Below are 12,716 nucleotides of genomic sequence, written 5' to 3' on the forward strand. Positions count from 1 at the left end.
CGCCGGTCCGCAGGCGCAGCGGCCCCCCAGGGGGGCAGAGAGCTACACGCAGTGAGCGAACGTGGGGGCTCTATCTAGGCGCGCTTTGGAACACATCCCGGCTCTCCTTCCACCAGGCATCGTCCACGCCTGCCATCAGCTTGTCGAAGGCAAAAGCTTTTTGGCTGATCACCAGCCGCGCCGCGCAGCGCCGCAGCGCATGAAATGACTCTTCGGTGGCCGCCAGCGCCGGGCATTTGGCGCGAAGTTTTGCGTAGTAATACGGCGGCCAGGTGCCCGTGGCATTGATGTCCTGCTCGCTCAACCAATAGACCTGCCCGCTGCCTCCTGACAGCCAGCGCTCGGTGAAGGGCAAGGGCAAGCCTTGCTTGAGCGCATAACTGCGCAATTGGGACGGCAGCGGGTCGAAAGCCGGCGGGGCATCAGCAGGCCGGTTGGCGCTGTTGTCGGCCGGCGCGGCTGGTGGCACGGCCCGCAGCCCGATTCTTCCCTCGGCCAACATGCGCCAGGCGCCAGACAGCCAGATGAGGGCGCAGGGGCCGGTACAACTGCTGCCCGCCGCCACCATGTAGGGGAACAGCGGCGCCAGCGTGTCGGCCAGCAGCAAGGCTTCGCGGGTGTCGCCACCAGTGATTTTGAGTTCCACCCGGCCCAGACTGTGCCAGGCATCGGCCGGTCGGCGCTGCATCCATTGCACCAGCTTGCCGGTGTCGCCAGGCAGCAGCTCACCGCTGAGCGTGATGCCGCGCGCCACACCGGCAAGCGGGCCATCGGGAAACGGGTTGCTGAGGTCCCACTGCAGCGCCTGCACCGAGGGGTGGAGCAACAGGGGCAGCAGCATAGCCACCCGGCGCACGGCCCGGCCGACCGGCTGCCAAAACTTCTGTCGCCATGGTGGTCTGTGCATTGCGTCCTTGGTCAAGCGCTGCTTACGCGGCAAATGGGTCTGCCAACAATCACTTTACCTGTCCGGGCTGGCAGTTTGCCTGAGCGTGCGGCGCAGCAAAAACAGCACCACACCGAAGTTCAGCAGGTTCCAGGCGATGCCGTTGAAGAAGGCGGCGTCGTAGGAGCCGGTGAGGTCAAACACCTTGCCGGACATCCAGCCGCCCAGTGCCATGCCCAGCATGGTGAACATGATCACGGTGCCGACGCGGGCACCGGCTTCGGCGGCGGGAAAATGCTCGCGCACGATGATGGCGTAGCTCGGCACAATGCCGCCCTGAAACAGGCCGAACATCGCCGAGATCACATACAGCGAGACCATGCCGTCAAACGGAATGAACAGCAGCAGCGCGACGGTTTGCAAGGCCGAGCCGAGCAGCAGCGTGCGCAGCCCGCCTATGCGGTCGCAGATGGCGCCGGAGATCAGCCGGCTCACAATGCCGCAAGCCAGCATCAGCGACAACATCTCCGCACCACGCGCCGCACCAAAACCCAGGTCGCTGCAATACGCCACGATGTGCACCTGCGGCATGGACATGGCCACGCAGCAGGACAAACCAGCCACACACAGCAGCGCCTGCGCCTGGCCCAGCGTCAGGTTGAAAGGTCGGTCACTGGCGGCAACACCGCGCACATTGACAGGCGCCAAAGCGAGGGCCGGCGGGCGCTGGCGCATCAGCTGGGCCAGCCCCAGCATCGCCAGGCTGCAAAACAGGCCCAGGCCCCAGTAGGTCTGGCGCCAGCCCACACTTTCAACAAAGTGCTGGATGATGGGCGGCCAGAGCGCGCCGCCCAGGTAGTTGCCGCTGGCGCACACCGCCACCGCAATGCCGCGACGCCGCGCAAACCACAGCGAGGTGTCGGCCAGCAGCGGGGAAAACGTGGCCGAGCTACCGAGCAGGCCAATCAACACGCCGTGCGCCAGCGCAAACAGCCAGACGCTGCCCGACATGGCGGCCGCCGCAAAGCCCAGGCCCATGCCAACGGCGCCCACACTCAAGGGCACGGCCACGCCAAAACGGTCGGCCAGCCGGCCCATCAGCATGCCGCCTATGCCAAAGCCGACCATCAGCAAGGTGTAGGGCAAGGCAGCGTCGGCCCGCGCCACGCCAAAGTCGGCCTGCACCGCCGGCAACACCACCGGCACCACATACATGCCGGCAGCGCCCACGGTCATCAGCGCCAGTGTCACCAGCAGGCGGCGCCAGGCCGTGGCGGAGTCAATCAGGTCGGCAGCAGCAGGGGTGTGGGGCATGGCCGTGTCAGCCCAGCAGTTGTACCAGCCGCTGCAGCGCATGCTGCACGGTGGCAAGGCGCACCGCAGCGCGGTCACCGCCGAAGTGCTGGACCTCGCTGCTGAGCCGACCGTCCAGCATGAAGCCGAACCAGACCGTGCCCACCGGCTTGGCCCGGCTGCCGCCGCTGGGGCCCGCCACGCCGGTCACTGCCACCGCCACCTGCGCCCTGGAACGCGCGATGGCGCCGGCCGCCATGGCGCGCGCGACTTCTTCGCTGACCGCGCCGTGCGTATCGATCAGCGCCGCATCCACACCCAGCAGCTCGGTCTTGGCTTCATTGGAGTAGGTCACAAAGCCGCGCTCGAACCAGTTGCTGGAGCCCGCCAGGTCGGTACACGCGGCGGAGATCAAACCGCCGGTGCAACTTTCAGCGCTGGCCAGCATCCAGTTTTTTTTAAGCATCAAATCGGCCAGCAGCCCAGCATGGGCTTGCGCAAGCAGCTCTTTTTTTGATGGCAAATTGTGACTCACCAGAACCTCCAGACGGCAATCACCAGCAAGGTGCAGAAGGCGGCGGCGAGATCGTCCAGCACGATGCCGAAGCCGCCGCGCCAGCCAAACCCCTTGAAAGTGCGGTCGGCCCAGGCGGTCGGGCCAAACTTCACCGCGTCAAAAAACCGGAACAGCACAAAGGCCACAAGCTGGCCCCAGAAACCGGCCGGGGTGATCAGCCACAGAATCAGCCAGAAAGCCACCACCTCGTCCCAAACGATGCTGCCGGGGTCGGCCACCCCCATGTGTCTAGCCGTCACGGTGCAGGCCCAGATGCCTGCCAGCACGGCCAGGGCAATCAGCACGCCGATCTGCAAGGTCGTCAGCCAGGGCGCCATGAGCACAAAGGCCAGCCAGGCCCACAAGGTGCCGACCGTGCCGGGCGCCACCGGGCTCAGGCCTGAGCCAAAACCCAGCGCGATGCAATGCGCCGGGTGCGCCAGCATGAAACCGGCACTCGCCCGGCGCGGCGGCACGCTGGAATAGGCGCTGGTGGGGTTGGCAACAGGGTTCATCGAGTTCACAGGCAAGCGGCGTGTTGGGAAGAAGCCGCGATTATGGTGGGCCGGGCAAAACGCCCTCGGCATCGGCGAAAGATTGAGCCCAGTGCGCGATGCAGGCCCTGATCTTGGGCAGGCGGTGCCGGGCGGTCAGCGTCACGGCGTAGATGGGGCTGGGTTGTTCGTCCACAAAATCTGGCAGCACTGGCACCAGCAGGCCGCGCCGCACCAGCGGCTCGGCCACCACCGTGGCAAACCGCGAGATGCCCAGGCCATGCAGCGCCAACTGCGCGGTGATGCCGGTACTGCCCGAACACCACTGCCCTTCAGCCACCACCACCACCACCGGCTCGCCCTTGACCACAAAAGGCCAGCGGTTGAGCAGGGTGACGGCGCTGTTGGTGATCAGGCGGTGCCGGTGCAGATCGTCGGGATGCACCGGTGTGCCATGGGCCTGCAGGTAGCCCGGCGTGGCGTACAACCTGCGGCCCAGCACGCCAAGTTGCCGCGCCACCACCGTGTCGGTCGGCGGTATGCCGGTGCGGATGGCAATGTCGATGCCGTCATGCGCCATATCCACCAGTCGGTCCTCAACCCGCAGGTCCACATGGAGTTGCGGGTGTTTTTGATGCAGGCTCTCAAAACCGGGAATCAGCAGGTACTCTGCCACCACCGTGCTGGCGGCCACTCGCACCCAGCCGCTGGCCTGGCCTGACTGGCTGGCAAACTCCCCCTCCAACTCTTCCAGCGTGCCGGTCAGCCGGCGGCAGTAGTGCAAAAAGGTCTGGCCCTCGGCAGTGGGTGTCAGGCCGTGGGTAGAGCGGTGGATCAGCCGCGCACCGCAGGCTTTCTCAATACGGCTCAGGCTGCGCGAGATCTGGCTCACCGGCACGTCGCGCTCGCGCGCCACGGCCGACAGCGTGCCCAGCTCGGCCACGCGGGCAAACAGGTGCATGTCGTCAAAGCTCAGATCGCGCATGGCGCCATGGTAACCAGCTGTGGTCGTCCTTGCCTTTGCAGCGCCCGCAAAACGCCATTGCGCGCGGTGCTGTTTCTGGACCGACGGCGCTTGCCTAAAGTGGCTTTCATCGTCACAACCCTGAAAGAACACACCATGTATCCGCACTTCACTCCGGCCGAATACGCCCGACTGACCGATGCAGCCAAACGCCAGGCGCATGTATTGCGCGAGCAGGCCATCAGTGACTTCTGGCGGCAGGCAGGCATAGCGGCGCGCAGCACCCTGCGCTCAGCCAGCCGATGGGGGCGCAGCCTGGCACGCCACGGCCAGCCCGGCAAACAGCAAGGCGCCTGACATGCCGACACTGAACCTGAAACTCGCACCGCTACAGAACCCCGGACGCTACCGGCAACTGGCGCAGGCCCTGACGGCCTTGACGGCAGAGCTTCTGGGCAAACGGCGCGATGTCACCGCCGTGATGATTGAAGACCTGCCTGCCGCGCGCTGGTACGTGAACGCCGCAGAAGTGCAGCGCCCCACCGCGTTTCTGGAAATCAGCATCACCGAAGGGACCAACACAGCGCTTGAAAAGGCGGCGTTTATCGCGGCTACGTATTCGGAGCTGGAGCGCCAGCTGGGTGCTGGCGGCCCGCTGGAAGAGGCCAGTTACGTGATCGTGCGCGAACTGCCGGCCGCCGACTGGGGTTATGGCGGAGCGACCCAGCAGCTGCGCCAGCTCGCGCGGCTTTCAGAGCCTGCTCAGGCGAAATGATCAAACGAGGCATAACGCTTTTCCAGTAGCTGGCCCTGGGCGTTGTGCAGCCGCAGGCCGGGCGCGGCCTCGATCTGCCCGATGCGGGTGACCACGGTTTGCGACTGCTGCGCCGCCTGCTGCACCGCCTGCCACTGCGCAGCAGGGGCTGTGAAAGCCAGTTCATAGTCATCCCCACCGGCAAGCACGTAAGCCAGCAGCTTTTCATAAGAAAAAAGCCGCTCAGCCCTTGCTATCTGTGCGTTTAATGCTATTAAATTAATAGCAATGGAGGTGTCGATGCGGGCCCCCACGCCAGAGGCCTTGAGGATGTGACCCAGATCGCCGAGCAGGCCGTCGCTCACGTCAACCGCCGCCGTCGCGATGCCGCGCAGCGCCATACCGAGCGCCACACGCGGCGTCGGTTGCTCCAGCCGGTGACGTGCCAGCGCCAGCAGTTCATCGGGCAGCGGCGCATGGTCGCGCAGCGCGTCCAGCGCCAGTCTGGCCTCACCCAGGGTGCCGCTGACATACACATCGTCACCGGCCTGCGCGCCCGAGCGCAGCAGGGCCTGGCCACGCGGCACCTCGCCAAACACCGTGATGCAGATTGTCAAAGGCCCCTGCGTGGTGTCGCCGCCCACCAGCTCGCAGCCCTGCGCGTCGGCCAGTGCGAACAGCCCGCGCGAAAACCCGGCCAGCCAGTTTTCATCCACCCGCGGCAAGGCCAGCGCCAGCGTGAAGGCCAGTGGTTGCGCGCCGCAGGCCGCCAGGTCACTGAGGTTGACGGCCAGCGCCTTGTGGCCCAGCGCGCAGGGATCGACATCGGCAAAAAAATGCCGGCCCTCGACCAGCATGTCGCTGGAGACGGCCAGTTGCATGCCGACTGCCGGCTGCAGCAGCGCGCAGTCGTCGCCAATGCCGAGCACCGCGCGGCTTGTGGGGCGCTGGAAGTAACGCGCGATCAGCTCGAATTCACCCATGGGGGGAGCATAACGGGTGGAAGCGTTTGTTGTTGGTGTCTTGCGCCGTTGAGGTCTGCCTGCGCCTGCTGGCCGGGGGTTGCCCGGCGCCCGCCGGGGCGAGACCCGGCTTGCTGGCACACCATTAACAGGTTAGCGCAGAAGCGCTTCAACAAGCTCAGCCCGAGCCGCATAAAGAAGCTGCAGCTAAACCGGCAAACCCCGAAACTTCAGCGCCGCCTGCCGAATCACTTCGGCCAGCAGTTTTTCCTTGCCCTGTAACTCGCGCAACCAGCGTGCATCGTTGTTCGACAGCTCGACGCTGCTGCGCAGCAGGTGGATGCCGCTGCTGGCACCCAGTGGTCCGGCATGCGGGCCGAGTTTGTCCATGGTCATCAGGATGTGGTCGCGCAAGGCCATGTGCTCGCCGGTGGCCGGGTCCACATAGACGGCCTCCAGCCCGAAGCGGCACGCCTGGAAGCGGTTGTAGGTGTAGACCAGGTAGTCGTCCTCGGTCGGCGTAAAGGGCTGGTCGTTCATGAACCAGGAGGCCAGTGATTGCACATAACCCGACAGCGCGGCGGCGCGGCCCACCGTCAAGGGTGTGTCGAAAACGCGGATCTCGATGGTGCCGAACTCCGGCTTGGGCCGGATGTCCCAGTAGAAGTCCTTCATGCTGCGGACCACACCGGTGCGCGTCATCTTCTCGAAGTACACCGTGAACTCGTCCCAGGTCAGCGCCAGTGGCGCGCGGCCTGACAGCGGAAAGGCAAACACCGAGTTCAGTCGTGCGGAGTCAAAAGCCGTGTCCTGCCCCTGCACATACGGGCTGGAGGCCGACAGTGCGATGAAGTGCGGAATGTAGCGTGACATGCGGTGCAGCGTGAGCAGCGCGGTGTCGGCGTCGGGACAGCCGACATGCACATGCTGGCCAAAAATCGTGAACTGCTTGGACAGGTAGCCGTACAGCTCGGACAGCTCGCGAAAGCGTGGCTTGTCGTAAATACGGCGCTCATGCCATTGCTGAAAAGGGTGGGTGCCGCCGCCAACCACGGCGATGTTGAGCTTGTCGGCGCTTTTGACCAGCGCGTCGCGGATTTGGGTGAGCTGGCCCAGCACTTCCGACGAGGACTGGCAGACGCCGGTGGAGATCTCGATCATGCTCGACGTCATCTCGGGCACCACGCTGCCGGGCAGTGGCGTTTTGTGCATCAGGCGCAGCATGTCCTCCGCATACGGGGCCAGGTCGTAGTCGTGGGTGTTGACGAGTTGCAGTTCGAGCTCGACGCCCAGCGAGAGTGCCGCCGACTTCTGAAAAGGCTCCAGCCCGCCTGGCGCCAGCGGGGTAGCAGTGTGTTTACTCACGAAGGTCTCCTGCGGATGAGGTGCTGAAGGGCCGAGGGCTCCAGGGCCTGGAGCTTTCACCGGCGCGGTAAATGGCAAAGGTGGCCAAAATGGCGCCCAGCACCTCCATCAACAAAATCGCCGGCAGCGCGATGCTGGCAATGCGCGGACCGAGCGAGGCCGAGGCGGCCATAAACTGCGACACCAGCAGCAGCGCGACCGACGACATCGGCGACATCGCGCAGCCGACCCACAGGGCTTGCTTCCAGCTCGCGCCGCTGCCCACATTGCCGAGCGCCACGCCCATGATTTTGGCCAGCGCCCTCGCCGCCACCAGCGCCAGCACCATGCCAGCGACCGGGCCGCTCCAGTCGGCCTGCGCGGCCACCACGGACACCAGCACAAACATCAGCATGGTCAGCATCGCCGAGGCGGTGCCCATCTGGCGTGGCCAGGACCAGGGGCGCGGATTGAGTTGCTTGAGCAGCATGCCGCCCAGCAGCGCGGCCAGCGGTGCCGAGCCGCCAAAATGCGCGGCCAGCGCGGCGCCGGCGGCAATCAGGGCCAGCAGCAAGATGGCGGTGTTCTCGCTGGTCGGGCTCATCACGCGCAATGCCGAGCGCAGTGCCAGTGCCAGGCCGGCGCCCACCGCCACCGATAAGCCCAGCACCACGGCTACCGGGTACAAGGTGTCGGCCAGGCTTTGCTCGCCGCGGCCCATCATGCCGGCCCTGGCGCTGCAAAGCGTCAGTGCATACAGCGTGCTCAGGGTGGACAGCACCATGGCCCGCTCGGTCACCGGACCCGAGGCGCGGGTGTCGATGATCACGCGCGACAGCACGGCCGGCGACGCGGCCATGGCCAGCAGGGCCAGCGGCTCGGCGACCGCCTCGCGCATGCCTAAAAAAGTCAGCGACCAATACACCATAAAAAAGGTCAGGGTTGACTCAGCCAGGCTTTGCACCAGCACCATCGGGTTGTGACGGAACCAGCGCAAGGGGATGCGGCCCCCGGCTTCAAACAGCACCACGGCCACGCCGAGTTCGAGCAGGAACAGCCCGGTGCCCTGCAGTGGCCAGACCGCGCCCGAAAACCCAGCCAGGCCGGCAAAGCCGCCCACCACCGAATATCCGACAACCTTCGGGATGCCGGCGAACCGCTGCACCAGGTGACCGGTCAGGGCTGCCAATGCAAGCAAGATAGACCACTGCACAGTAGCTAGACCCGCAGAGGGCTTGATCCATTCGGCCCAAAAGGCCATGACTTCGTTCATGGGTGGGTGTCTCCGCTGATGGTTGATGGGATGGATGCAAGTCCGTCGCCAAGGACAGGGACGGAGTGCTCGAGGGGGACAGGCCGACGATACGGCGTAAGAAACCCCGTTGGGATGGGCTTACTCAAATTTACAACAATCGGCAGGACTCGCTTGTAGGACAAGCGCGTGGATCAGGGCGCAGGGGATTGACTGACCGCTGGATATCGGTCTGGAACGAAAAAGTTTTTGGGGTGCGTGCGCCAGCGCGCCCAAATCGCCGCCCGTATGCGGGCGCGGTCCACGCCGCTGACGTTGTGTGCCTGCAGTGCCAACCGGAAAGCCAGGTAAAAACTCACCCCGAGGTTGAGCGCGCCTATCAGCGGGATGGCCACCACACACCACCACAGCGCCGGCTGGCGCAGCACGTCCCAGCCCAGCGCCGCAGCGGCTGCGGTCAGTTGCCCCGCCGACAGCGTGACGTGGCGCACTTCAAGCTCCAGCCCGAAAAACCCGGTCATCGGCGGAATCAGGCCGAGCATGAAACCCAGCGCGATGTTGGAGGTGAAGCCCGAGATGTTGTCGCGCATGAAGCCGGCCCAGCGCTGCGCGCGTTCCATGCCCAGCGCGCGCGTGATGCGCGGGTTGTAGCGCATCGCTGACGCCAGGCGGTACAGTACAAACCAGTTCTCCACCCAGCCGCCGATGATGCTGGCGGCAAACAGCACGGCACCGGTGAACGCCGCCCACAGCAGCGTGGGGCCCAGCAGGCTCAGGGTCTGCAGCACATGCACGGCTTCCTTCGTATCAATCATCGGGTGGTCCAGGCCGAACTGCATGGCGGCGCTGATCAGCAGCACCACCGGGACCACCATCAGTACGTTGCCGAGCACGGCCGCCACCTGTGAGCGCACCAGATGAGTCACCTCATCAACAAACTCGCTGACCGCTTCGCCCGAGCGCAGGTCCTTGAGTTTGGCGGCCATGGCCGGCGCCGTCATGGCCGGCTGCTTGGTGGCCAGCGTGAAATGCAGCAACTGGATCAGCACAAAACTGGCGGCGTACATCACGCCGGCGAGAAAGCCGCTCCAGAACGCCGACAGCGCCAGCCCGGCGATCATGAATTTGAGCAAGGTGGTGCCCGCCGTCACTGCGCCGCCGCCGGCCGCCTTGCCCAGCATTTGCATATAAGCCGCGCGGTCGCGGGTGATGTAATGCTCACCGGTTTCCGCGCCGCGCTCGGCGACCTTGGCCGCCAGCAAGGTGGAGTTGGCGGCGATTAGCGCGCGTATGCTGCGCCGTTGTTCGGCCAGCAGCACCAGGCGCGCCAACAGTTGCATCGCGCTACTAGCTGGTTTGTCGGACAGCAGGCAATCGAGCAGTTCTCGGATGCGCAGGATGCGCTCGCGCAACTGGCGCAGGCGAAACACCAGGCCGACCGAAATGCCGTGTTCGTCAAGGTGCGCATAAATCGACGAGGCCGCGCTGCGGCAGGCCTCAAGCCGGCTTTTGAACTGGTCCAGCGCCAGGTGCAGCGCGCCGCTGCCCTGGCCGTGCGCCTGTAAGGCAGCACGCAAGGCATCCAGGTCGCCGGCCAGGCCGTGAAACGGCCGGGCTTGCAGCGTCGGCGCACTCATGCGCAGGCGCAGCTCGGGCGAGAAGCCGGTGGCCGCCACCTGGCTGGTGCAATAGGTCAGCGCTTCCAGCAACACGTCCTGCCAGTCTTGCATCAAGGTGCGGGCGGGGGCCGACGCTGCCTCGCCATCGGCGGCGGAGTCACCGGGCACGGCGGTCGTGAGCAAGGCGCCCAAGCGGGCCAGCGCGTCCTCGTCAATCAGCTTGAGCCACCGGGCATCAAACGGCGACGGAAACAGCAGCATGAACAATTCGGTGGCATGGGTGGTCTCTGGCGTGCCGGGCAGAAGTTTGTAGCGCAGCCTCTCACCAAGCTCGCTGAGAAAGGCCGCGCGTGGCGCAAACCCGAAATCGGCAAACAGCGGAGTGGCATCGACCGTGCCGACCAGCGTGCGCCACCAGTGATGCAGCCTGGCCTGGAACTCTGGCTGTGCCTGTGCGGCGTCCAGAAAAAGCCGCAAGCGTGCGACTGCAGCCTGGGGGTTGTTGTCCTTGCCCCTGATCCAGTCCAGCAGGTCAATCAGCCAAAGATGGCGGCCGGCGAGTCCGGCCTTTGGCTCCAGCAGGTCCAGCAGTTGAGCCAGGTTGTGCATGCCGCTGCCGGACTCAGTGCAGCACGCGGCTGCCATCAGCTCCGTCGGGGCCTGCAACCTGGCCTGCGTCGAGCACAAAAACCGGGACCGCCGTCTCAAAGCGCTCACCGTCCTCGGCGACAAAAAAATAGCTGCCGTGCATGGTGCCTGTCGGTGTGCGCAGCCGCGAGCCGCTGCTGTACTGGAAGGATTCGCCCGGCTTGAGCAGTGGCTGGTGGCCGACCACGCCCAGGCCCTTGACTTCCTCGCTGTGGCCGCGCGCGTCGCTGATGATCCAGTGGCGCGAAATCAGTTGCGCCGCGACCTTGCCGGTGTTGGTGATGGTGACGGTGTAGGCAAAGCCGTACACCTCGTCGTCAGGGGCCGACTGCTCGGGCAGGTAATGCGGCAGGACGTGGCAGGAAAATTGGTATTTCGGCATGGCATGCAAAAGATGGGTACCCATGTTAACCGGCCTCCATGCAGCCTGTTTGATGGTCACGGGGCAGGGTGCGACAATCCTGCGATGAGCCAAATCAAGCCACCGGTGTACCGGATTGCCCCCTCTATTTTGTCGGCCGACTTCGCGCGGCTGGGTGAAGAACTCCAGGCCGTGATTGCCGCCGGCGCAGACTGGATCCATTTCGACGTGATGGACAACCACTATGTGCCCAACCTGACCTTCGGGCCGATGATTTGCAGTGCCCTGAAGCCGCATGCCAAAAAAGCCGACGGCACGGCCGTGCCCATCGACGTGCACCTGATGGTGCAGCCGGTCGATGCGCTGGCGGGGGCCTTTGCCGACGCCGGCGCCGACCTGATCAGTTTTCACCCCGATGCCTCTGGCCAGGTTCACCGCAGTGTGCAGGCGATCAAGGCCAAAGGTTGCCAGGCCGGGCTGGTGTTCAATCCGGCCGCGCCGCTGGATGTGCTGGACTGGCTGATCGACGATATCGATTTGATCCTCATCATGAGTGTCAACCCAGGCTTCGGCGGGCAAGGGTTCATCGACTCGGCGCTGCGCAAGATCGAGCAGGCCAGGAAGCGCATTGACGCGTCTGGCAAAAACATCCGGCTGGAGGTCGACGGCGGCATCAAGGCGGACAACATTGCACGCGTGGCATCGGCCGGCGCTGACACCTTTGTGGCCGGCAGCGCGATTTTCGGCAAACCGAATTACAAGGCTTCGATTGACGCCATGCGCGCGGCGTTGGCGACATAAGGCCGCTGGGCGCCAGGATGGGCGCGGCCGGGCCCCTTTGTTTTCTTAAAGGAAGTGGCGGATGGCGGCTACAGCAGGTGGGCTGCTCTGCAGGACAAGCACGAGGTATTTGCGGCGGCGGCGAGGCGGGCGTGCGCCCGGCCATGATGGAGCCGCGTACCGACATCATCCTGCTCGATGTGATGATGCCCGACATGGACGGCTATGAGGTACTGGGCCACCTCGGCCGGGACGTGCGCAGAGCCGATACTCCGGAGATTTTTCTGACCGCACTAGTATCGTGACTTATAAACTACGATACATATCTATGTCCAAGCTTGACATCTGCGACCTGCCTGGTGAAAGTCCAGTCGATGGGGCGGTGTTCGCTGTTGCGGCGCTGTTGCCAAGCCTGGACGTTGCACTCGAGGGTGGCGCGCGAGGCAAGGCGCGTGTTCAGGCATTGGCGCGCCAGTACCCCGATTTCGATCTCGGCCATATTCAGCCAGCTGGCGTGCTTGGGGGTGTAGTGAAATCGCACCCGGCGCAGCAGCTTGGCAGCCCGGCGCTCACCCAGGACATCAACAAAGCTTCTTGCGAAGTGAGTGTTCAGATTGTCCAGCACAAGATGCAGGCACCGAGCCCTGCGGTAAGTGGTGGCCAGAAGGTGGCGCACCAAGGCGACGAAGTCGGCCTTGCCGCGATGGTCGGTTACGACAACCGTTCGGATGCCAGCCTGGGGCTGAACCGCCACGAACAAGTTGCAAGTGCCCCGGCGCACGTATTCGTAGTCTTCTTTGAGA

General features: G+C 65.0%; 15 protein-coding genes. 4 read left to right on the forward strand and 11 right to left on the reverse strand.

What is annotated here, in order from left to right:
• Nucleotides 1–70 precede the first annotated feature (70 nt).
• From Q8O29_RS07775 to Q8O29_RS07795, 5 genes are all read right to left on the reverse strand, one after another.
• On the reverse strand, nt 71–907 hold the full coding sequence (locus Q8O29_RS07775; RefSeq protein WP_305561521.1) for a hypothetical protein: 837 nt from the start codon (nt 905–907) through the stop codon (nt 71–73).
• Between the two features lie 54 nt (nt 908–961).
• Nucleotides 962–2,200 (reverse strand): MFS transporter, encoded by a 1,239-nt coding sequence (locus tag Q8O29_RS07780; protein WP_305561523.1) that lies wholly within the window; start codon nt 2,198–2,200, stop codon nt 962–964.
• A gap of 7 nt (nt 2,201–2,207) precedes the next feature.
• On the reverse strand, nt 2,208–2,645 hold the full coding sequence (locus tag Q8O29_RS07785) for a CinA family protein (RefSeq protein ID WP_305561549.1): 438 nt from the start codon (nt 2,643–2,645) through the stop codon (nt 2,208–2,210).
• Nucleotides 2,646–2,710: 65 nt separating this feature from the next.
• A complete protein-coding gene (locus tag Q8O29_RS07790) occupies nt 2,711–3,250 on the reverse strand; it encodes a phosphatidylglycerophosphatase A (protein WP_305561525.1) in 540 nt (179 codons plus the stop codon).
• Between the two features lie 40 nt (nt 3,251–3,290).
• Complete coding sequence (locus tag Q8O29_RS07795) at nt 3,291–4,214, reverse strand: LysR family transcriptional regulator (protein ID WP_305561527.1); 924 nt, start codon at nt 4,212–4,214, stop codon at nt 3,291–3,293.
• A 57-nt stretch (nt 4,215–4,271) separates the two neighbouring features.
• Here Q8O29_RS07795 and Q8O29_RS07800 point away from each other — a divergent pair, with 57 nt between their 5' ends.
• Nucleotides 4,272–4,550, forward strand: coding sequence for a hypothetical protein (locus tag Q8O29_RS07800; protein ID WP_305561529.1), 279 nt, complete (start codon nt 4,272–4,274; stop codon nt 4,548–4,550).
• A gap of 1 nt (nt 4,551) precedes the next feature.
• Entirely contained in the window at nt 4,552–4,968 is a 417-nt protein-coding gene (locus tag Q8O29_RS07805) for a tautomerase family protein (RefSeq protein WP_305561531.1), read from the forward strand.
• Here Q8O29_RS07805 and thiL read toward each other — a convergent pair.
• From thiL to apaG, 5 genes are all read right to left on the reverse strand, one after another.
• A complete protein-coding gene (gene thiL, locus Q8O29_RS07810; protein ID WP_305561533.1) occupies nt 4,956–5,930 on the reverse strand; it encodes a thiamine-phosphate kinase in 975 nt (324 codons plus the stop codon). The genes Q8O29_RS07805 and thiL overlap by 13 nt on opposite strands.
• Before the next feature lie 186 nt (nt 5,931–6,116).
• Entirely contained in the window at nt 6,117–7,274 is a 1,158-nt protein-coding gene (locus Q8O29_RS07815) for a YbdK family carboxylate-amine ligase (RefSeq protein ID WP_371134174.1), read from the reverse strand.
• Nucleotides 7,267–8,526, reverse strand: coding sequence for a cation:proton antiporter (locus Q8O29_RS07820; RefSeq protein ID WP_305561535.1), 1,260 nt, complete (start codon nt 8,524–8,526; stop codon nt 7,267–7,269). Before Q8O29_RS07820 ends, Q8O29_RS07815 begins: the two co-directional genes overlap by 8 nt.
• A gap of 173 nt (nt 8,527–8,699) precedes the next feature.
• Entirely contained in the window at nt 8,700–10,769 is a 2,070-nt protein-coding gene (locus tag Q8O29_RS07825) for a site-specific recombinase (protein WP_305561537.1), read from the reverse strand.
• Nucleotides 10,747–11,154, reverse strand: coding sequence for a Co2+/Mg2+ efflux protein ApaG (gene apaG, locus Q8O29_RS07830; protein WP_305561553.1), 408 nt, complete (start codon nt 11,152–11,154; stop codon nt 10,747–10,749). The genes Q8O29_RS07825 and apaG overlap by 23 nt, the downstream gene beginning before the upstream one ends.
• 84 nt (nt 11,155–11,238) lie before the next feature.
• Here apaG and rpe point away from each other — a divergent pair, with 84 nt between their 5' ends.
• Both rpe and Q8O29_RS07840 read left to right on the forward strand, forming a co-directional pair.
• Nucleotides 11,239–11,934, forward strand: a complete 696-nt coding sequence (gene rpe / locus Q8O29_RS07835; protein ID WP_305561539.1) for a ribulose-phosphate 3-epimerase — start codon at nt 11,239–11,241, stop codon at nt 11,932–11,934.
• A gap of 131 nt (nt 11,935–12,065) precedes the next feature.
• Nucleotides 12,066–12,218 carry a response regulator gene (locus Q8O29_RS07840; RefSeq protein WP_305561541.1) on the forward strand — a complete coding sequence of 51 codons (153 nt, stop codon included), beginning with the start codon at nt 12,066–12,068 and terminating at the stop codon, nt 12,216–12,218.
• Between the two features lie 8 nt (nt 12,219–12,226).
• On the opposite strand, the gene Q8O29_RS20340 is transcribed toward Q8O29_RS07840, so the two are convergent.
• The gene (locus Q8O29_RS20340) at nt 12,227–12,694 is read right to left on the reverse strand and encodes a transposase (protein WP_371134176.1); all 468 of its coding nucleotides are present in this window, start codon (nt 12,692–12,694) and stop codon (nt 12,227–12,229) included.
• Nucleotides 12,695–12,716: the final 22 nt, after the last annotated feature.

Origin of the sequence: Polaromonas sp. (genome assembly GCF_030689685.1) — a bacterium.
Lineage (GTDB): Bacteria > Pseudomonadota > Gammaproteobacteria > Burkholderiales > Burkholderiaceae_C > Polaromonas.